The sequence below is a fragment of the Alkalimonas collagenimarina genome (assembly GCF_030717845.1).
GTDB classification, from domain to species: domain Bacteria; phylum Pseudomonadota; class Gammaproteobacteria; order Enterobacterales; family Alteromonadaceae; genus Alkalimonas; species Alkalimonas collagenimarina.
The window spans coordinates 1-21,768 of record NZ_JAUZVZ010000029.1; the positions used below are offsets into that span (position 1 = coordinate 1).

The following is a 21,768-nucleotide window of genomic DNA, read 5'->3' on the forward strand; positions in this document are numbered from 1 at the left end:
GCTTCTCTGATGTTTATTCTTGTCTGTTCCAAGACACCATCAAAATATGCGTCTGATACAAAAGAAAACTGGGAGGCCTGAAGGTCATAATCAAACTGCACTTGTAGACGTAGATCACTGAGGGTTTTGTCTGTTCCAATAATAGGATCATTCGACAAGCGGACGCCTGAAGCCATTTCTAGAAATCCGCTCAGCTGATAAATGTCTTCACTTTCCTCTTCCCAATCAATCATTCCCCAATCATCTTCATATGGTTCAGGAAAAGGTTTGGAATATACCTCGCCATGAACACAAACAATGAATATGATTATACTCAGAACTCGCTGAAGCAAGCGCCTTTGCATGTCCTCTTTGTTAAACCGGCTCATTATCATAGCGTTAGTCTAGCCAACGTCTAGGGGGATTGCGTAAACTGCGCTCGCTGAATACGTCGTCATCAAGGCCAACGTTGTATTTTATGTTCCTAAACTCCATCAACGTATACCCACCGGTCTTGAGGTCTGAAACTTTGGAACGCACTACGGTAGGAAATCCTTGTACATCCTGAATTTCAACAGCCTCTACTCGTCGATAGTTGTCATCACTTTCCTTATAAAAGTTAATGAGAATGGGTAAAAAGCTTTTCTTATCAATCGTAACAGAATAGTAATCAAACTCTACAGTTGATTTGTCAAGAGGCACTCCTTTTAATACATAGTACTTTTTGTTTTCTTCGATTAATTGGCTGAACTACCGTTTAGGTCACTGATTTACGATATTATAATATAAGCCATTGATTAAAATGGCTAAATAAAACCTGCATCATAAACTCCCAGATGACGTTGACCATGATGATTGTTTATACGGGGCCATGCAGTAGTTAGACTTATTGGTTAACAGATAACTCGTACAGAAACGAAAAGCTATATGAACAGACATTCAGCTCGTGGAGTTGCTTAAAAGCTCATTTATACTAAATACATAGTATCCTATAATGTATATTATGTTAAATGAAGTATTTAAGTATTATTTAGCAAGTAAAACCCATCTTATAGCCCTGCGTTCAAAAACCTTTGAATCAAAGCCTTTTCCCCTGTTATCAAAATACGGAAAAATAGTCATTTCAACAATTTTTAAGAAGTGTGTAATTGTTCGTTTTAAATCACTCATGACAACAAAAAATCACACAAGAATGCTATTTTTTTAATCCAATTAGTGCCACCTACCGACATGCGAAGAGTATGGTGATCGCAGAACGAAATCGAAGCTACGATCTAATTTAAGTATCCGTTGATATGTTACCTAGTAAGTATTATGTTCTATGGCATAGAATACTCGGCGTAAATTAGAAACGATATTTCTATTCACTTCTAATAGAGCTATTCCTAACTCTTCAAAACAATAATCAATGAGGTTTTCACTAAAGCAGGTAATTGGACTTGTGATGATAATTGCCTCAGCTGCTCGACATTTCCTACGGTATTCATCAACAGCATCTGCATCGTGCCGACGTAGATAGGCAGTTTTATAGTGTCTCGCATCGATGACCACACTTCTTCCTCCTTGTCGCCTTTCGGCGACATGAAAATCTAACCTAAGATTCTTCCTCCCACCATTAGCATCAACATATGAGCGTGCTCTTTGTGCGGAAAGCCGCCAATTAGTTCCTGCGAGCGCTTGTTCGATGCAGCCTTCAAGAAACACTTCAAATTCTCGCCATGACATTTCATACCACTGTTCTTTATTCATACTTGTTCCTTTCGAAGGTATAAATTAAAACTTAGTCAAATACATATTGCAATGATATGTTTATAGCAACCAGCCTAAAAATAAACCAAATAAGAAAACAATAATCAAAATATTTTTTGAATAAACAAATTTAACTGGCTCTGTTTTTTCAGTATTACTTATTGGTGTATAAGGTGACATGCATTTTTCACAATACAGATAATGTTGTCCTTTTTCAGCTTGAAATAAAGTGAAGTTATCAATAGATAAATCTACCTCTGATCTACATTGGACACATTCACCATCAAGTCTTAATGATTTTGACATAAAATAAAATTAACTCATGTTTTCTTAGGTAAGATGACTGATTAAACGTCTGAATAATACATTCTATCTTGTACAATCAAATAGAATAGCCAAGCATTCTTTCATCATAAATATTTATAACATCTTATAAACCCCAGACAGGATATAATCCAGCTATCATTTATCCGGCGTATACACAAACCGTGTTCTAACATTCAGCTCTGGGTTAGCCACTTGCTCGCTTTCTTTAAGTTTCAACCAGACAAAGTGCAGCGTTTTATATTTTTGATAGCTGCCACCAACAAAAATGGTTAGTAGTATAGCTGTGCCAAAGGTTACTATCGCAAAAAGCGCCGTTACTAAGGATGGCTTGCCAATTAGTGGTAAAAGGCCTGAAAAGCCAATTAGGAACAGTACAATAGACGCCCAAAAAGAATAAATGATCTCTGACTTCTCAAACCCGCCAAGCTCAAACTGAATTTTATCGCCAGCGGGTATCAGGTTATTTGCTATGTGTTTTAACTGACGTTTTGATAGGAAATCTTGTTGGTAAAGTTTCATCAGCATTTTGCTCTTTTCTCGAGAGGTACGCATACCAGAGGCGAGCGTAAATGCTTCTTCTTCGATACGCTTTTCTACAAAACCAGAGATATCAGAACCTCCTACTACACTGTCTTTTAACAGCAATAAGCGCTTTAAATCGCGCTTTAAAAACATTTCTTCATGGGTGCTGATGATGCCGGTAAAAACCTTTAATAGTGCTGAAACTATTGATACGGCGATCAAAATAATGGCAATAAACCAATGTTTACTCAGTAGCTCTGGCAGTAGCTGTTCCAAAATCAATCCTTGAATGCCTGGTCACTAAAAGACCCTGTTCAACCATACTCAAGTCAGACTTTAGAGAGTTTCATTGCTGGGTGCAATGGCAGAATCATTATAAATCACTGATAAAACTGATACTTGCCCTCTGCCCTAATCTGCTCTAATGCCTCACGAAATGCTTGGTATCTATCGGCGTAGCGGCCGTTTTTGGAGATGGCGATATGGGCTTCAAAGTCAGCCTGCTTATCTTGAGGTGCCACTATTAAGCTTTGTTGATAACGCCCATTTCGGGAAATATGGAGCAAGGTAATGTGCTCAGGCCCAACGAATACATCGGTGGTACCATGGTATAAATCGGCCAGTGCATCATCAATGCTTGGAGCCAGTAACACTTGGTGCCCTGCCTTCAGAAGGCTTTCCTGAAAGCCTTCTGAATAGATGCCTGATTGAATGAGTGTGATACGAAGCTCTTGATTTTCAGCTGGTGTTCTATGCTTATTGATGAAATGACTTTCAGGCTTAGCGATATCATAAGGCAACAACCAATAACGGTTGTCTCGCTCTGGTGTGTACAACAAACCTGTTACTACATCGACCTCACCCCGCTCTAGCTGCAGTAAACAGCGTGATGTTGGTGTTGGTACGGTAAACTCGAGCTTGGTATTCAGTTTGGTGGCTACATCTTGCATCAGATCAACCATGGGCCCATAGGGATCTTTGCCATACTCATAGTATTTGCGTGGTGGCGTATGATCTAAGCACCAAATTAATGATGGCCGGCTAACCGCAAATGAACTGGCAGAAAAGAAAAGTAAAATGAAATATAACCATAAGGCTGAGTGCACCATCGCAGCGTTCTCCAATCAGCTGATGCATTTAATATAGCTGTACCTGAAAGCGCATACAATAACTGAATACATGTAAATTTTGTGACAATATCGATTTAGTATCGGTTTTTTGATATTTACATGGGGCATATGACCTTGATCAAAGCGAAGCTTCATCATCTATCTATACTAATGAGTATGTAATAAAAGGAGTATAGCGCTGCGTTTGCCGGAAGCAGCAGGCGCCAGAGCCATAACTTTGGGCTCTGGCATTTGAACGGCAGCTATTAGCCATCATGGAAAAGCCTCAGCTCTCTGAAACAGCTGACAAGCCTGCCTTAAATAGCTGCAATAGTTCTGGATCGGTAATGCCGTTGACAATAAATTGAATGGCGATACAAAACATCAGAAAACCCATGATTTTGGTCATGGCATGAGTGCCGTTGATGCCAAGAAACCGATGCAGTTGGCCTGACAGCCGTAAGGTGACTAATACAATTCCGGCGATACCGATAATGCCAATAAAGATGGCCAGACACTGCCACCAGCTGCTGGATAAGGTAGCGAGGCTGATGGTGACTGCAATGGAGCCAGGCCCACTTAAACTGGGCATCGCCAATGGAAAAAACGAAATATCATCTTTTTTTCGGGTTTCGCGCTTTTCATCTGGCGTCAGATCGACTGTATCTGGTGGGTAGAGCATACGAAAGGCCACCCGACCAATAAGAATACCGCCAGCAATTCGAACTCCGGGCAGTGAAATACCGAAAAAATTCATAATTAAACTGCCAGCTACCAGAAAGGTAGAGAGAATAGCAATCATATACAACACGCCACGAAGTGCTTGCTCGTTGCGAGTTTTTTGGTCGTAACCCTCTGTGATAGCTAAGAATAATGGTGCAGTACTAAAAGGATTGACGATGGGAAGCAATGCCGCAATCGTAATGAATATAAGCTCTATCATAAGTCTCCCTGACCATGCAGTATGATTTCGCCGGCTATAGCGATGACTCAACGTCAGCCTGCACGAATTCAAACTATAGTAGCTAACTTTCCCACCACTTGAAACTCTAAGGGTGCCCTACTTTCGGTGAGCTTGCGCCGGATCAATATCTGGCTGGTTTAGTTTAAAGTGAACATCAATCAAGATAGGCTTGCAACAGCGCTCGCACATTAACCCGGGCTTTTAAGCGGGCAGCCAGTAAGTAAAGACCACCAATTTTTCGATGCAAAAAAATAGCATCGGCCGGTGGTGTGTGCCAGTAGTTGTGCTGCAAGCTGAGCGCGGTGCCAGCTTCCCGAATGCGATTGGCGAGATCACTGTGTCCGAAATCGAATGGCTCACTATGCTGCAAAGGTTCACATGCCAACTGAACCAACTGCAGAATGCGCTCGCGCTGGCTGGCTGCTATGTCCTGACTGAAGAAACCGATATCGCGCATCGCCTGCTCCACTCCAGCCTCCTGGTTATTCAGTGCTGAACCAAATAGCAATCGATAGGCATCACTGAAGGCTTCACTGTAATCGCGGCAGGCCCCGAAATCCAGCAGTACCAATTGTTTGGTGCTGAGGTTGTAACGGTAGTTGGCAAAGTTAGGATCGGTCTGAACCAAGCGGAACTCGAACAGTTCTTTAAAAAACAGTTCAAATAACAGTACCATCACTTGATCGCGTAACGCCTGCGGTTCGGCTTGCAGCGACTCAACCGGTACCCCCTCTACGAAATCCATGACCAGTATGTTAGCGGTTGAAAGCTCTGTATTCGGTTGCGGTACCACGTAACGTGGATCATGTTGTAAATGGTGATAAAAGCGAGTCATGTAGTCGGCTTCTTGCAGATAATCAGCTTCGCGTTGCAGCTGGATCTTAGCTTCATCAAGCAAAGCGCCATAATCCATGCCTGCCGGTAATAAACCACTTATTTTCAGTAGCGAAGCGACATTATCCACATCGCTTTCAATGCTTTGCTTTACACCGGGGTACTGCACTTTCACCGCAAGTCGTTGACCTTTATCATGCTGAGCGCGATGTACTTGCCCTATCGATGCGGCGGCCATGGGTTTAAATTCAAAATCGGCAAAGTGACGTTGCCAGTCGTTACCAAGCTCAGTGCGAAGTACCGTAGCCAGTTGTTTGGGTAGCATTGGATTGGCATTATCGCGCAGCCGCGCTAGCAGCTCCGCCAGCTCGGCTGGGATCAGATCGCCCGCATCCATCGATAACAGTTGGCCCAATTTCATGGCGGCACCACGCATATGAGCTAGTTTATCAGTAACGCGTTTAATATTGGATGGGGTAAGTAACAGATCCAGCCGATTGCTTTTTTCGCCATTGGCCATGCGTCTGGCACCTTCTGCAAGCATACCTCCGGCCAATTTTCCTGCCAAGCCGGCTAAACTACTAAAGCGGGCAAGACGCCCGGATGGTACTTTACTGCTGGAAGCCATAGTGATCCTGTTTTACTATCAAAAGAGTACTAAACCGTTTATCTATGCATTTACGTGATGAAAACGCCTCTGGCTCAAAAGCCATTCATCATCAAGCTTTAATGAGTCATTAATGACCGATTACACGTTACCAAAAGTTTGGCAACACACCGCAAGTGGTGGCAAATTTGCCAGCATTAACCGCCCTACTGCGGGTGCCACGCACGATAAAGTATTGCCGATTGGTCAGCATCCAATCCAGTTGTATTCACTAGGCACCCCCAATGGCATTAAAGTGACTATTTTACTGGAAGAACTGTTGGCATTAGGCCATCAGGGGGCTGAGTACGACGCCTGGTTCATCGATATTGGCCAAGGCGATCAGTTTGGCAGTGGCTTTGTCGAGCTCAACCCCAACAGCAAGATCCCTGCGTTATGCGATCGCACTACAGCTGCCAAACCGGTACGGGTGTTTGAATCTGGGACCATGTTATTGTATCTGGCCGAAAAATTTCAGTGTTTTTTAGGGGAAAACCCAACCGAACGTACTGAAATCCTCAACTGGTTATTCTGGCAAATGGGCAGCGCGCCTTTTTTAGGTGGCGGCTTTGGTCACTTTTTTGCTTATGCACCAGAAAAATATGAATACCCGATCAATCGTTACGCGATGGAAGCCAAACGACAACTGGATGTGTTGGATAGACAACTTTCGCAGCATGAGTTCGTTGCTGGTAGTGACTACAGCATTGCCGATATGGCGATCTGGCCGTGGTACGGTGTCTTGGCATTAGGAGAATTGTACAATACAGATGAGCATAAAGCCGCTGAGTTTCTGGATACACAAAGCTATCAACATGTGCAGCGCTGGGCCCAACAAGTCAGCAAACGCCCAGCGGTGCAACGAGGCCGATTGGTAAACCGTAAATCTGATGATCACTCTACTTTGCCTGAGCGTCATAGTGCCGCAGATTTTGAGCGTATTGTCAGGTAGCGTCACTCCGTCTATTTGAATAAAAATCACAATATAGTTACAATAAATTTTGTGTGATAACAGCAGCTGCCAAACCTGCTGTTTTTTTATGCTTTTAAGGAACCATCATGACCACCAGGGACCCTTTAACCAACACCCAAAAAATGGCTTCAGACCACCAGTTGCGCTTACGCAAAAAGTTGAGTTTACAACAAGGTGAAGTATCGACGCTTAGTTTTTGGATCAGCCAAATCTTTATGATTATCGCTACGGTGCTCGGTGTCTACCTTGCCGGCCAGCAAGGCTTGGCTCAGGCCGTAAATTTTGAACAAATACAGAGTGATAAAAATAATTATTACTTACGTAAATCGCTGCAGTTTGAACTGGAGGATAACGTAAAACTGGTTCAGGCCTACATTGATGCGCTTGGGGATACCTGTTCACGCCCTGCGGCCCAGTGCTTTCAACTTGAACTGGAGCAGTTTATTTGGGAGAGCATGAAGTTTTCTACGGCTACTCTCGAAACACCGCCTGAGTTGCTGCACGAAGCCCGCTCGTTTTATCGCAAGGTGTTGAGTATTCATAACAATGTGATCCAAGAGGTTTATGGTCGTGCTTATGCTGCAGGTTTAATGCGGCAACAGACGGAGCATATGCAGCACGTTGTATTACCGATGTTTACGCAGGATTTATCTGAACTAAAACAGTTGTTGCGAGCGAATAAGGTCGAGGTTGAATAAGTATGGAAACTACCCTGTATTGTCCCCGCTGCCCACAGGTAGCACTGCAGCATATTGAGTTGCATGGTCAAGAGTTGGACCATTGCCCTAACTGCAATGGCATCTGGTTTGATGATGAAGAATTGACCGAAGCTATTCGGCACAAGCATGGTTTGAATGATAGCTATTGTATTCGTCAGGGATTTGCCGAACCACTGAAACAGCATCAATACCACTGCCACCGCTGCGATGTGCCGATGCAGCAGTTTCATTTATTAAAAGAGTATCTGGTCACTGTGGACTCGTGCCCTCAATGCAGCGGTACCTGGGTAGATGGTGATGATGTGAAGCAAACATTAGCGGCTCCAAAGCTGCAGGAGGCGCTTAGCATTCTGAATAAGAAAGTATGCAAAAAGAGTTGGCTATTTCAGTTTTTTACTCAGATGCCGAAGGAATACAACATTAAGCCGCACCGAACCCCTTGGGTGACTTGGACATTAATAGCACTTAACTGCCTGATTTATTTGCTGTATGGCTTTGATGATGCTGCTACGGACTGGGTATTTAGCCACTTTGCATTTATTTCCTCAGATATTTTACAAGGTCAAAGCCTATGGGGCTTTATTAGTTACCAGTTCTTACACGGAAGTTTATGGCACCTGTTCGGGAATATGTATTTCCTCTGGATCATTGGCGATAACCTGGAAGATGCACTTGGCCGCAGGCGATTTTTAGCTTTGTATCTGCTGTGCGGCATTGCAGCTGCTCTGATCGAGTTAACTGCCAGAGCCATCATCGGTCAGGAGTTGCTGATGGTTGGTGCTAGTGGTGCAGTCGCCGGTTTATTTGGCATGTATTTACTCTGGTTTCGCCATGCCAGCCTTACGTTCATGTTTGTTGTCTGGCAGAAAAAGCTATCTCCGACTTGGTATTTCGCGCTGTGGGTTGGGATCAATGTGTTCGGCTTGCTGCTTGACGACATGGGCGTAGCTTATTGGGCTCATTTGGGTGGTTTTGCCGCTGGCTTAGTGCTGGGCTACCTCTATCGGCAAAAAGTTTTGCAAAACAATCCATTGCTTTGTTTATTGCAACGGCCCGAGGCACGCATCATTCGCTAATATGTCATGTACCTGCTGAGCTTCGCCCAAAGTCGACTGGTGAAGCTAGCAGAAAGTGCGTATAAATGGGGTGACTACTTTTTTGAGGCAGAATAAATGTTAAAACATGCTTTGCTTGCCTGTGCTCTTGGCGTGGTTTTGCCCGTACTTGCATTAGAGTCAGTACCCACCGATGCGAATGGGCGCTCGACAGCCGCGGTAGCCAGCCCAGATCAGTATGGTGCTGAAACAGCTAAGCTTATTCTGCAGCAAGGCGGCAATGCGGTTGATGCTGCTATTGCCACCGCCTTTACTCTGGCAGTCACTTACCCTGAGGCCGGTAATATTGGCGGGGGTGGTTTTATGGTGATTTGGTTTGATGGCCAGCCCTACTTTCTCGATTACCGTGAAACAGCGCCTTTGGCCGCCAGCCGCGATATGTATCTCGATAGTGATCGGCAAGTGATCGACAACCTTAGTTTGCTGGGCCATCTCGCCTCTGGCGTACCCGGTACTGTGATGGGCATGTGGCAAGCGCATCAGCGTTTTGGCTCCCTCCCCTGGTCGGACTTACTGATGCCTGCAATTCATTATGCAGAGCAAGGCTTTGTTGTACCGGATAATCTGCAGCAATATGGCGGTAATGCGCTCGATCGTTATGAGGGGAAAACCAATTTCGCTGACTATTTTGCAGACATGACCGCGGGTAAGTTGTTTCCACAACCTGAGCTGGCCGCAACCTTGCATCGTATTGCCGAGCGAGGCGCCGAAGAGTTTTATCAGGGCGAAACCGCTGCATTGATCGTTGCTGAGATGCAACGTGGTGACGGTTTAATCGCATTGGATGATTTACGACAGTATCAGGCTTTATGGCGTGAACCACTGATATTTCCGTGGCTCGACTATCAATTAATCACGGTAGCGCCTCCAAGCTCTGGTGGCATTGCACTAAGCCAACTGCTTGCATTGAAACAGCTTCGGCGCACTGATTTTTCCGGTCAGCCAGTAAACTCGGCGCTTTATGTGCATTTAATGGCTGAGATCTCCAAACGGGTCTTTGCCGATCGGGCTGATTATTTGGGTGATCCAGCTTTTACCAAGGTGCCTCAACAGCAGTTATTAGCGGCAGATTATTTAAAGCATCGTGCCGATGAAATTAACCCGAAGGCGATATCGGCTACCGAGCAGATCAAACCGGGCTTGGAGTCACCACAGACGACGCACTTCTCTATCATCGATCATGAAGGTAATGCAGTATCGAATACCTATACCCTTAATTTGGACTTCGGCAGTGGTGTCGTAGTCACTGGTGCTGGGTTTTTGTTAAACAATGAAATGGATGACTTTTCTATTAAACCCGGCGTACCAAATGCCTTTGGTGTAGTGGGAGGTGATGCGAATGCCATTGAGCCAGGCAAACGAATGTTATCCTCAATGACTCCCAGTATTTTGGTGCGAGATGAAAAAGTCCGCCTGATCATTGGCACGCCAGGCGGGTCAACCATTTTTACTTCAATCTTTCAGGTGATCAACAACCTGTATGATTTTGATATGTCATTGACAGATGCAGTAGCGGCGCCACGCTTTCACCATCAATTGCTGCCAAAAAATCAAATTGCTATGGAGCCCTATCAACCACTCGACGACTCGGTGCAGCAGGCCCTAAACGATATGGGCTACCATTTGCTATTGCAGCGCTGGAATTTGGGAGATATTCAGGCGATCCAAATCAGTGAGCAAGGCGTTGAAGCGGTATCTGATCCGCGTGGACGCGGTAAAGCGCTGCTGATCAAAGCAAGCCAACACCAAGAGAAGCGTCCTTAACCAAGCCGTCACATGACAACATGAGCATGGCAAAACGATCATAGTAAAATAATAAAACAAAACAGCCGACTTGATGTCGGCTGTTTGCATTAAACCTTAGCTTAGATGATCGATAGCACTTCTTGCTGCCCGGTACAGAGCCCCTAAAGTTCGGTCAAATACCCAACGAATAAAGGAATACGAAAGATCTCGCACTGTGCTTACTGCTTGACGAGCAAACACCAGCATATGGCCCAACAAACCACGTGCTTGCTCTGCAAACTGTACAGAGGCAGCGGCAACTTCTTCCAGTGTTCTGGCAAGCAAATCATAAAATGTGAGCGTGGTACCAATACTGGCTTGTACCATAACCGCCGTTAATTTACCGGCATTTTGTAAAAGGGTTAAAAGCGCATTGCCTATCTTTTCGGCCCAATACGATGTAAATGAAGCCTGATGGCGTTGTTCGTAATCAAGAACGACAGGTGTAAATATCTCATTTGAACGCGCATTGAGTATGCCCCAGTCATCACTGTTGGCCGTGTTGGCGTAGCCCGGTGTATCGGTCACATGCATACCATGAGCCGAAGGATCGATACCCTGCCCATAATCCAGCCGGTATTCCAACCCATCTAAGGGAGCATGCTGAAAGGGCCATAGAGGTACCAGTGGTACCGGGTCGGCACCATGTGTACAACGGAAAATCTGATTGGCTCCAACACTACCAGTATGGTTCATCGCAAAGTTACGCAAACCAACCCGTGGCGCTCCAAAGGTGTATAAATTTACATTGCAACCGTAACGAGATTTAACCCAGTCAGCGGTTAGCGAAGCCAGAGCCCCGCCCAGGCTATGGCCAACACAATGCACTGTAGTTCGAGCTTGTACCAAAGGCGTTAGCGCTTCTTCAAACAAGGGCCGCATACTCTGAAAGGCTCGATTAAAACCAGCATGCACAGAAGAGCCGTTATCTGAGCCAGACAGGCCGACATTGCCATTGGTTAACCAATCGCGACCACTGGTCATTTTGGTGCCACGGATCGCCAGGGCTACATGATCGCGGTAGTAATCTTTGCCCTTCCCTATAATGGCAAAACCGGTACGACGGTTCATTAAGCGATCAAACCAAGTACCGGTAATACCAGTAACTGGGCCATCGGATAAATCAAAATCAAAAAAACGAGTACTGGCAGATTGGCGGCTAAAGCGGTAAATGCCGCGGGAGGTGGGCGAACGAATGTCATAAACCAAGCTGGCTAAATCAGAGGCAATTCTCGGCGTAATGGTTTGCATGGGATCAGTTCCTTGTTAGTACTCCGCTAAGGGAGCATCCAATTTACAAATACCGACGACACCCAACGGTAGTTGGGGATACTCTTCGTTATTCAGAACGTAGCGTTGTTCAGGATCAGCAAGCTCGCATTGCAAGGTAGCCAGAGCTTGTTGAAAAGTAGAATGTGGTTTCAAGCTGGGTGTAGAGCTGTACCACAGGACATAGTTTTTTTGTTGGTAATCGAGTGACAATACTTGGCGAACCGTGCTCTGATCGAACATGTTGCCAGGCAAGCGAGAACGGATGTTTTTTTCGGTGAAGAAAAAGCGCCCTTCTTTATCCGTCACCACACTATCGGTGTACGACTTATCGTAATCGAGTTCTCGATAGACCGTTACACCGGCCAGTGGCGTTCCGTTATGGGTAATAACACCACGCACCTCAGGACATAAATGAACATCGTATCGCTTTAACCATCCAAACATACCCGCATGCACCTGTGCTGAAAATAAAAACACTACACCAAGGCCGATCCAGCCCACACGTTGTAACCAAGTTCCTTGAAACAAAGCCATTGCTTTCATGTAAGTTCCAACAAAAAACAATACCCAATATTAACTTAATTAACCGTTAATGCAAATTAAAATGCGTTAATTTTAACCATTTTGATGCATTTGTTGAGTATGATTGCGAACAAAGGATTATCGGGAAATGTCTATCCGTACTAACTTGGAAAGTGATAGCGGCGTTATGCTCTGGCTTGGTGATTTTAATACTAGATTAGTGCTGCTTAGGACAACTTAACCTTAGATAAATCAAATACAGTAGATAAATAACTGCGCTGATAACAGGCAGTACATGCCAGTAGTAATAAAGTGCATCTGCACCATGCAGGTAAAACCATATCAGCATAAAGCCGGCAAATGCACTTAACCCAGGTAATGTTAACAAGGAAATGTTTATCACCTTGCTTTGCCGCTTAGTCAGTTTCACCTGCTTATGGATAATGGAAGCGGTAGCAAATACAAACATACCCAAAACCATTGCCAGCATGAACTGCCCTAAAAAACCGACAATAACCCAGCCTAGTGTCATACGTTCACTTAAAAGTGGTAGTTGTGTTCTAGTGAAAAACATTCGTGTCACTATCACTCTTCGAATTAGTAGCATCAACAGCTATCACTTTTTTGCCACCTGAGACACAATCAAACGAGGTGGAGTGAATAAATAAGAATACTAAAATCGTTTGTAGAAACCCCATTTTTGCGGATTAATATCACCAAAATGCTGGAGATTGTCACTTATCACTTCAAACACGTTTCCAAAGGGATCCCTCACCCGCATAAAATATCCACCAGGATATTCTGCGAAAAGGATTACATCCGCACCTTTATGCACAATACTGTCACAGTAAAAAATTAAATCATCTTTATAATAAAACCTAAATAAAGGAAATCGATCATTATTGCTTAACTCGATTTCATCCACCCGCTGAGCAAGTAATTTCATACCTGAATCTTCTGAAGGGACTATATAGCAATCTTCCTCTATGCCAAAACCAATAACTTTACTGTAAAAAAAATCAGCTTCATCGAGATTTGAAACTGGCAAAAGCACACAATTATAATCCATGTATATTACCTACAATATTTTTGATGGTGGCCGTCCACTTGGTTTAGCACTAGTTCTAGCGATATCTATATTTTTCTTATTAGCCTTAAGTACTTTCGCATTAATTTCTTTTAATGCGTCCTTCTCAGCAAGATAAAATGAGCTCCTATTCGACGATGAATCTTCTCCCAAGTCAATGAAAGTATAGTTATCTTTATGCATATCTTTTATCCACTCGACATTCCCGGCAACTGCTTTACGCTCCCACTCTGCAGATCCTAGTTGTTCACGATTAGCTCCCGATTTTTTCACGATTGATTTCCAATCTTTAGCTATCGTTCGAAACTCCATAGTCGGATATTTTTCCCTCATAAGTTCAGCATACAACTCTACTGCAGCTTGTCCCTCACCAATAAGCACATATTTATGTTCGTTTTCTTTTGCACAAAGACCAAGTGGGTCGATCCAGTTAATATGATTCGGTGCGTACTGATAGTGGTTGATGCCACCGAGCAGGCCGATTGGGTCCTGGCTGATAAAGCGGCCTGTGGTTGGATCGTAGTACCGGAAGTGATTGTAATGCAAGCCACTTTCTTGGTCGAAATACTGCCCCTGAAAACGAATGGGGTTGTCAATGTCGTTGACTGTAACGGTCGCTTTGCCAAACACGGAGTAACTGGCTTGCCAGACCACCTTGTTGTCACTGTCAGTAACGCTCAGCGGCGTGCCGAGTTGATCCAGCTGGTAGCTGTAGAGTTCACCACCCTTGAGTAAGAACAGTGGTTTGTGGCTGCCCGGCTCGGCAAGGTACCAACTGAATTCGCCGTTCTGGCATTCACCAATTAAGGTATCGCCATCCCACAGGTAGTCGATACGGCCCTGGCTGGTGATTTTTGCGCTGCGCCGACCCAGTGCATCGTATTCGTAGCGGCTCAGTTCGCCATCGTGGTTGAGCGATACCAGTTGATTGAAGCCGTTAAACTCTCGGCTTTGGCTGTGCTGCTTATGTTGAAGCACCGTTTGGTTACCGCAGGCATCGTACTGATACTTGTGGTCATGATAACGGACAAGGCGGTCGTTGTGCAGCTCGATACCATCGCCTGCCGGATTGCCAAAGCTATCCCATTGATGGGTTTCATTGTGACTACTGACTTGGCTGTGCTGCTTGGCAATCAGCTGGTCGATGTTGTTGTATTGGTAACGCGTATCACCTTCTTGATTGTCTTTTACCGCGACAACCTGATGCAGAGCGCTGTATTGGTACTGCCGCTCTCGCTGATGGTTCATCATGGCTTGTGTCGAGTTGCCCTGCCAGCGCTGCTCAGTTAAACGGCTGTGCACATCAAACTCTTGGTGCTGCTGCAAACCACTGGCATATTCGCGGTGCACTTCCCGGCCCGCTGCATCGAAGCTTCGCCACAATACCGGCTGCTGATTGATGGCAAGCTGGTTTAACTGGCCATTGGCATGGTAGTGATAATCGAGCCGGGTGCCATCAGGCAGAATGGTCTGGCTGCGTCTACCATGGCGGTACTGATGCTGTAAACGCCAATCGCCTTGCCAGTTTTCAGTCAGTTGCCCTGCTTTGTCGTAACGGAAACGCAGTTTGCGCTGGGCATTGTTGGCCCGAAGCATACGGCCGACTTTATCGTAATGAAAATGGTTGGTATCAATACGCTGCTGAACCTGAGCGGTTTGTTCGGTGATACGGCCACGGTTATCCCGCTTTACTTTGGTAAAACGTTCATTGCTATCGCGTTGGCTCGATACCTTGCCATCGGCATCATATTGGTAAAGTTGCTCCCTGCCATCGAACCCCTGCAAACGAACAGGTCGTTCGTGGCCATCGTAATCGAGTTGATAGCGGGCACCATCGCTTCGCATAATAGCGGTTAGATTACGCTCTTTATCGTACTCATAGTGTAAGCTGCTGCCATCAGCATAGCGAAGCTCTACCGGCTGGCTTAACCCTTCATAGCTCCATGCTGTACTGAGGCCTTCGGCATTGGTGCTTTTCAGTAAACGCCCGGCTGCATCGTATTGATACTGTTGCAGCTCTGCTTGATCAGGTGCATCTTGAGGGTATTGCTTTTGTGCCGTCAACTGACCTAGTGCATCACGGATGTACTCGGTAACAAGACCAGCCGCATTGATACTGCCATTAACGCGACCAAGGCGATCGTAACTGTAACGCGTAACGGATCCTGCCGTTTTTGTCGCCAGTAAATGCCCTTCATCATTCCAGATGAACTGCTGCAGGCTTTGATCTGGCTGACATATCTCAACCAGTTGATCTCTCTCGTTGTAGCGGTAACTTGTTTCAGTACCATCGGGGCGACGCTCCAACCGTAGCAAGCCTGCTGCGGTAAATTCACGCTGCCAAATCCCATCTTCAGCATCCACGATAGTGGTACGTTGTCCAAGCTCGTTGTATTCAAAACGAGTGATAGCTCCATCGGCTTCACAAATAGCGGCAAGTTGTCCTTGTCGGTTGTAGCGATACTCGGTTTGGACGCCGGAGGGAGAGACTTCACTTTGTTTTTGACCATGAATGGTCCAGCTGTAATGCCAGGTTGCGCCGTCAGGGGCGACTTTTTTAATCAGACGGTTTTGGGCGTTGTGCCAATACTCCCAACGCTGGCCGCGGCTATCGGTACTGATGGCCAGCCGCTGTTCATCGAGGTACTCAAAATGATAATCATAATAACCATCGTCGCCCCAGTTGCGCAGGCACCGCGCTGATGGGCCAGATGCATCCCATGAGAAGTAGTGCCTAAAGCCACTAGCGCGTTGCCGCTCTACCAGTAAATGCCCCTCATAGCGATAGTGTTCTTGCTGTTGCTGGCTATTAACAGCAGACTGCAGATCACCAGCTTCATCGTATTGATAGCGCGCTAAAGTAACGCCCAGAGGCTTTAAACCATCGGCTGTTTTCTCTACCGCCTCAATACGCTCAATCTGATGGTGGTTGCCATAATAAAACTCAATGCCTTTCTTGCTGGTATAATCAATTCGACTGAGCCGACCTTGTTTATCATAAAAGCATTGCAAGCTATGACCCAGGCTATTAAGCACCTTGTGCAGCACCCAGCGATCAGGCTGTCCTTGCAATGGAGCAAACTCCCAGTGTTGCTCTGAACGATAGACCACCAAGCTCCCTTTGCCATCATGATGCAGTGTCAGTGCTTCTGTCAGCTGATGGCAACTGCTGCCTGCTGCGATATCATCAAACTGTATATAACGGCCTTCTTCGTTGATGAGTACCAAGGATTTGGAATCATCATCATTGACACGACGCTCAATCATTTGATGAAAGGGCGTTCTCCAGCCATGCCCTAATCCCACCGCCTGATCACTTTGGCTCGAGCGATAGCAGCGCGCCCAATGCAGTGGTAAAGGGCCTTCGAGTGTAAAGTCGGTGAGCTCTAGAATTTCTTCACCGTTGCACATAGCAACAGGATCGCCGCAGGTTGCTTTGTCTTTGTTAGCTAGATCCGGACCACCTGTAGCATTGCTGCTTTGACTCTGATTGATGGCCATATTGGCTTCAGCAGATGTTGCCTTCCCTCCCGGAGAAGCAGGCGATGACTTTTTGCTGGAACTGCTACCAGAACCAGCAGCAAGACTATTTGATGTTTCGGGCCGGGTGACGTTGGGCACTTCATAAGCATGAAGTTTTTTATCGACCAGCGCTTGTGCAATAGTTTGCCGGATGGCATCAGCACGGCTTGCACTGATCCCTGACAATGCTGAATTTTGCTGGCCACCAAGCCAGCTATACAGCGTGAGTAAGCTATCAGATGTCGCTGCTTGCAGCCTGAAATTTTGTTTCAAGTAACTTTGGGCTTGCGCGAGGCTATCAAAATGAATGGCTTTGCCTATGCCTGGCGCTGGTGCCATGCACACCACAATTTGGCTGCCATGGATACCTTTAAGTTTAAGTTGTTTTTCTGACATGGAGGTAAGCGTCCTTTGCTATGTAGCCGTAGTTGATTGCCAATGGAACACGGCAGCTGAACGAAACCCAAGTTGCCCTTGTTCGCACTGCAGGGTCAAACCATAACGAGCTTGATTTTGATAGGCCAGATAGAGGTGAAGTAAACGGTACAAACCACCACTGCTCCCTAGCTCTCCCGTATGGTAGGCTAACAGTTCGTAATCGGTTTCAGCGGTTACCCACGGGTGCAATTGTCCACAAGCGGATAGCCAAGCGTCTGTCATTAGAGTGCTACCATTATCTGGCAAGTAAATGGTTGCTAGTGGCATGTCTAGCTGTTGAGCTATCTGTAGCAACAAAGCCTGTAAACCTGCGTCTTCCGCGGTGTCCTTTCGCGTCAATTCAGTTTCATTAAAGCGGCAACTTAACCCTGCTGGCTGTGCTGACCATTGCACAGCAACGGCGCCCTCAGTTACCCCCACTGGTCGATGATTTTCTGGTAGTGATTGCAACCTATCTGGCCACAACTGAAATTGTTGCAAAGGGCTATCAATGGCAATCATCCATGGCATTAGTGCCGGATCTTTTTGCCAACTATGCTGTACTGTTTTCAGGGCGAGCAAAGCCGAGCATGCACCATAGGGAAATGCCCGGCTGTCTTTATGGGCCAATAACTCGGGGTAAAGTGTTCTGATCTGCCGGGTAAAAGTTGATAAAAGTGATTCATCTTCCATCGCCTCCGGCAACAGTAAATAGACCGGTTGCTGCGCAATAGGTTTTTCGAGTGTTGCTAATAAGGCACTTAACAAGGCCACTAATTGCTCAACCAAAGATGCTGTCGCAGGAACTAATGGGTCGAGATCCATCGTTGAGCTATCATCCGACCATAGTTGTTGTGCCGGCACAGCTAGTTCTTTCAGGACCATTGCAGCATCTGTATGCGCAGCTTTCCCCAGCAAGGAGCGATAATTTATCAGGTTAAAGCAGTGTGCCATGCCCCACCCCATAAACCAGACTCATTTAACAATGGCAATGTTGAACATTGCAAGGAAGCCTTAATGGCTGCTAGTTGCCGCTGGATTTGATTTCCATGTTGCCATAGCTGCTGCAACTGATGCGGCGGTGTAATTGCCTGCGCCCATGTGGCACCAGAGCTCTGAAAAGCGTGTTTCATATAAGCAGGATCCGAGGCGGATAAGCCATCAGCAATCACGGAATCTGCGGCTAGTACGCCCAGCATAATGGTCAAACTTTCTGCCGCCGTCTCAGACCACTGCGGATCTTGGGCTAAATCGACCAGCAATGGCAGGTACTTTTGCTGGCCACACAGGGCCATCGCATACATCACCATGGTCAAATCCTGCTGTTTCGACAATAGGTTGATTAATGCTTGTTTCTGCTGAGGGATAGCCTGCATCATCAAAAAGCCCAGCTCGAGTAACCCTAACTGACCTTGCATAACAAGTGGCTCTGCCAGTGCTAAAGGGTCAATGTTGCTATCTTGCAAGCAAGCAATGTGGACGTCGGAAGACTGAGTAACCCCTTTATCTAGTGGCAGTGCTACTTTGGTTTGTTGACGAAAAGCGCTTAAAAACCATGCTGGTGCCTGAGCCAATGGCAGCTGCTCAAGCACGAATTGAAAGTGTTCAGGACTATGTTTAGCCAACGACCAGACAGCTTCAAAATCAGGAGCCGTATTAACATACTGAACGACTGACGCTGTAGCAGAAAATTGATGAAAATAGGCCTTCAGCTGCCATAAGTACGCCTGATGCGCAGGCGTAAAATCAAAGCTAAGCAATACTGGCAGAGCCTCTTTGGGGTGCAGTAACCAATGAAGCCATGGTGTATCTGGCGACTCCACTGGTTCGCGAGCTTGCTGCAAAATACGCAGGTGTGCAATCAACCGTTGATCAATATGCTGTAATTGCTGCAAACCAACATAGCGACTTCTACTCATCTGTTCACGCTGGAGTAGCAACAAGTTGGCTTGATCATGCAAAGGTGCTTTGATTAACATAATCCTTTGCTAACCGCCGATCAGTATGGTTGGGTTACCAACGATGATCTTTCCACCATGCGAGGTTGAATCACCCATTCTTGCGGCAGGTTTACCATTGATCAATACGCTGGATGATCCTTTTGAAATAGAATCCGGAGGCCCAACACAAATTAGTTTATCGCCAACCCGGGCTGCGGGGATATTGCCAAAGAGCACATTTGGAGAGCCCTGAACGACTGGGCCACCAACATGGGGAACCTTCGACGTTACCTTAGGGCAGACATGCATGGATCCGATGACCGCTGCAGGTTTTGACATATTCAGCCTCCTGGCATGACGGAGCAACCCAAGATCAGTTAAGACTAACCTTGGCTCCTTTGATGGTGATATTGACACCTTTAATATCGATACTACCGTCTGACTTCAATGAAATAGATGCCGCCCCTGTTTTCAGGGTGATGCTGTCACCCGCATTGATCACAAGTTTTTTGCCGACATCGAGTTTATCTGATTGACCAATGGAGCTGACTCGCTCTTTTTTTACATCTAAGCTGTCATTGGCTTTAACGACTGTGCTGCGATCATTATCGATAAGGTCTTTTTGATCATTCTCTACATGCATGGTGTAGTCATTTTCCACCTGCATGGTTAAATCTTTTTCAGCGTGAAGATAAAAGAGCTCTTCTCCTTTTTTATCTTCAAAGCGGAGCTCGTTGAAGTTGTCTGCTCCGCCCTTTTTGGTGGAACGACTTTTAATGCCACTTTGGGTTTTATCATCCGGCAAATTGTATGGCGGCATATGGTCTGAATTATAAACAGCCCCTGTAATAATGGGCTGGTCCGGATCGCCGTTGATAAACTCCACCAAGACTTCTTGATCACGCCGGGGAAAGAAAAAAGCGCCCCAATTCTTCCCCGCCCAATGTTGACTCACCCGAATGGCGCAAGAGCTTTCATGATCCTTGATGTCGCTACGATCCCAATGGAACTTAACGGTAACGCGTCCAAGCTCATCTACCGAGATCTCTTCATCGCCTTTGCAAGTTACCGTGGCGGTTTGAACCCCGCTGATTAAAGGTTTGTATGCGGTACCATAAGGGCGGTAAACCACTTTTTTCTGCACGCATTTAAAACTGTTGTAAATACTGCACTGGCCATCCATCGATGCACCAGATTGGTTGCTAACGGCTGCAATCAGCTCTACTTCCGTTATGACGTACTGTTTACCAACTTCTTTGTCGTCTTCGTGCTCGGTAATGGTGAATGTTTTTGCGGCAGCAAAATCACGGCAATTGCTGGTGCCTGCACGCACATCCATATCTTTCTGCATGCTTTCGAGACGAATGCTGGCAATATCTTGGGCTCGGTCTAATGACTCCGCCTCGGCGCCATAGTCAAATACTTCGTAATTGGCGTGTTGAGGCACGAGATTACCGTTCTGGTACTGACCCGTGGGCAATGACTTAGGCTTTTGCACATCGTAATGCCGTTGTACAAATTGCCCTGGCACCATACTTAATTGATTTTGCCAACTGAGAATGTGATCCTCAGCTAAGGAACCGGTATGAAATTTAACACTGGCATTTTTCTGGCAAGGCTTGTAGGCCGATGCTTTATCGGCGAGTACCAAAGTATGGCTGCTATCTGTGTGTTCAAAAAAGTAAAATAACCCTTCTTCTTCCATCAAACGAAGAAGAAAATTCAAATCGGATTCTTGGTATTGCACCTTAAAATCATAGTCTGGATAACCACCGGTGTAGGTAGTGGTATCGATATCAATATCGTGCTCACCAGCCAGCTCTTCGATGATACGAAGAACGTTTTTTTCCCGAAAAATACGGCTGTTGACGCGATGCTGCATAAACCAGCTAGCCGGTACAATCGTTAAACGATAATCCCGATAATCGTTGTCAGTTGCATCTTTATTCACACGGAGCCCTAAGGCTTGCATATCAGCAACTTTGCCATGTATATACCGCTGTTGCTCGGAACCAAGCTCCAGTCGTATCGTCACTTCTTTGCCAATCAAATCGTTGGCAGAAATCGTTTGGCCATTGGTGTAGACATCGGATGAAACTACGAACTGCTTAGAAATACCTTCCTTGAAAGAAAAACGCGTCAGATAAAGCACATCCTTACCAAGAGGAGTGATGATTTCAATGCTATTTTCTTCTTGGGTTGCCTTTTGCATCCGTTCGCCTCAACTCTATCGTATCGTGGGACCTGGTTTAAAAGCCCTAATACCATGATGATATCAGGGCTTTG

19 protein-coding genes and 1 pseudogene are annotated in these 21,768 nt (G+C 45.8%); 4 read left to right on the forward strand and 16 right to left on the reverse strand.

Annotated features, from left to right (window positions below; all coding sequences use genetic code 11):
- The 7 genes and pseudogenes from Q3O60_RS15755 to Q3O60_RS15785 all read right to left on the reverse strand — a co-directional run.
- A pseudogene (locus Q3O60_RS15755) lies at positions 1–233 on the reverse strand (hypothetical protein); the annotation flags it as partial.
- A 145-nt stretch (positions 234–378) separates the two neighbouring features.
- Positions 379–717: an outer membrane lipoprotein-sorting protein gene (locus Q3O60_RS15760; RefSeq protein WP_305894928.1), complete on the reverse strand. Its 339-nt coding sequence runs from the start codon at positions 715–717 to the stop codon at positions 379–381.
- Positions 718–1,281: 564 nt separating this feature from the next.
- On the reverse strand, positions 1,282–1,728 hold the full coding sequence (locus Q3O60_RS15765; RefSeq protein ID WP_305894892.1) for a hypothetical protein: 447 nt from the start codon (positions 1,726–1,728) through the stop codon (positions 1,282–1,284).
- 462 nt (positions 1,729–2,190) lie between these two features.
- Entirely contained in the window at positions 2,191–2,853 is a 663-nt protein-coding gene (locus Q3O60_RS15770; RefSeq protein WP_305894893.1) for a hypothetical protein, read from the reverse strand.
- Between the two features lie 104 nt (positions 2,854–2,957).
- Complete coding sequence (locus tag Q3O60_RS15775) at positions 2,958–3,686, reverse strand: substrate-binding periplasmic protein (RefSeq protein ID WP_305894894.1); 729 nt, start codon at positions 3,684–3,686, stop codon at positions 2,958–2,960.
- Between the two features lie 286 nt (positions 3,687–3,972).
- A complete protein-coding gene (locus Q3O60_RS15780; protein WP_305894895.1) occupies positions 3,973–4,629 on the reverse strand; it encodes a MarC family NAAT transporter in 657 nt (218 codons plus the stop codon).
- A 175-nt stretch (positions 4,630–4,804) separates the two neighbouring features.
- Positions 4,805–6,112 carry an ABC1 kinase family protein gene (locus Q3O60_RS15785; protein WP_305894896.1) on the reverse strand — a complete coding sequence of 436 codons (1,308 nt, stop codon included), beginning with the start codon at positions 6,110–6,112 and terminating at the stop codon, positions 4,805–4,807.
- Between the two features lie 112 nt (positions 6,113–6,224).
- Here Q3O60_RS15785 and yghU point away from each other — a divergent pair, with 112 nt between their 5' ends.
- The 4 genes from yghU (at position 6,225) to ggt (ending at position 10,701) form a co-directional block, all read left to right on the forward strand.
- Positions 6,225–7,082, forward strand: coding sequence for a glutathione-dependent disulfide-bond oxidoreductase (gene yghU / locus Q3O60_RS15790; RefSeq protein WP_305894897.1), 858 nt, complete (start codon positions 6,225–6,227; stop codon positions 7,080–7,082).
- A gap of 107 nt (positions 7,083–7,189) precedes the next feature.
- A complete protein-coding gene (locus tag Q3O60_RS15795) occupies positions 7,190–7,801 on the forward strand; it encodes a hypothetical protein (RefSeq protein WP_305894898.1) in 612 nt (203 codons plus the stop codon).
- A gap of 2 nt (positions 7,802–7,803) precedes the next feature.
- Entirely contained in the window at positions 7,804–8,898 is a 1,095-nt protein-coding gene (locus Q3O60_RS15800) for a rhomboid family intramembrane serine protease (RefSeq protein ID WP_305894899.1), read from the forward strand.
- A 96-nt stretch (positions 8,899–8,994) separates the two neighbouring features.
- Positions 8,995–10,701, forward strand: coding sequence for a gamma-glutamyltransferase (gene ggt / locus Q3O60_RS15805; protein WP_305894900.1), 1,707 nt, complete (start codon positions 8,995–8,997; stop codon positions 10,699–10,701).
- Between the two features lie 96 nt (positions 10,702–10,797).
- Here ggt and Q3O60_RS15810 read toward each other — a convergent pair whose 3' ends face one another.
- The 9 genes from Q3O60_RS15810 to Q3O60_RS15850 all read right to left on the reverse strand — a co-directional run bounded on the left by Q3O60_RS15810 (position 10,798) and on the right by Q3O60_RS15850 (position 21,694).
- Positions 10,798–11,973 (reverse strand): lipase family protein, encoded by a 1,176-nt coding sequence (locus tag Q3O60_RS15810; protein ID WP_305894901.1) that lies wholly within the window; start codon positions 11,971–11,973, stop codon positions 10,798–10,800.
- A gap of 15 nt (positions 11,974–11,988) precedes the next feature.
- Positions 11,989–12,537 carry a DUF6795 domain-containing protein gene (locus Q3O60_RS15815; RefSeq protein ID WP_305894902.1) on the reverse strand — a complete coding sequence of 183 codons (549 nt, stop codon included), beginning with the start codon at positions 12,535–12,537 and terminating at the stop codon, positions 11,989–11,991.
- A 196-nt stretch (positions 12,538–12,733) separates the two neighbouring features.
- Positions 12,734–13,048: a hypothetical protein gene (locus Q3O60_RS15820; RefSeq protein ID WP_305894903.1), complete on the reverse strand. Its 315-nt coding sequence runs from the start codon at positions 13,046–13,048 to the stop codon at positions 12,734–12,736.
- Between the two features lie 141 nt (positions 13,049–13,189).
- Entirely contained in the window at positions 13,190–13,585 is a 396-nt protein-coding gene (locus Q3O60_RS15825; RefSeq protein WP_305894904.1) for a VOC family protein, read from the reverse strand.
- A gap of 9 nt (positions 13,586–13,594) precedes the next feature.
- On the reverse strand, positions 13,595–17,521 hold the full coding sequence (locus tag Q3O60_RS15830; protein ID WP_305894905.1) for an RHS repeat-associated core domain-containing protein: 3,927 nt from the start codon (positions 17,519–17,521) through the stop codon (positions 13,595–13,597).
- 18 nt (positions 17,522–17,539) lie between these two features.
- Positions 17,540–18,427, reverse strand: coding sequence for a hypothetical protein (locus Q3O60_RS15835; protein WP_305894906.1), 888 nt, complete (start codon positions 18,425–18,427; stop codon positions 17,540–17,542).
- A 47-nt stretch (positions 18,428–18,474) separates the two neighbouring features.
- Positions 18,475–19,521 (reverse strand): hypothetical protein, encoded by a 1,047-nt coding sequence (locus Q3O60_RS15840; protein WP_305894907.1) that lies wholly within the window; start codon positions 19,519–19,521, stop codon positions 18,475–18,477.
- A gap of 9 nt (positions 19,522–19,530) precedes the next feature.
- The gene (locus tag Q3O60_RS15845; protein WP_305894908.1) at positions 19,531–19,821 is read right to left on the reverse strand and encodes a PAAR domain-containing protein; all 291 of its coding nucleotides are present in this window, start codon (positions 19,819–19,821) and stop codon (positions 19,531–19,533) included.
- Between the two features lie 34 nt (positions 19,822–19,855).
- Positions 19,856–21,694 carry a type VI secretion system Vgr family protein gene (locus Q3O60_RS15850; protein ID WP_305894909.1) on the reverse strand — a complete coding sequence of 613 codons (1,839 nt, stop codon included), beginning with the start codon at positions 21,692–21,694 and terminating at the stop codon, positions 19,856–19,858.
- Positions 21,695–21,768 lie beyond the last annotated feature (74 nt).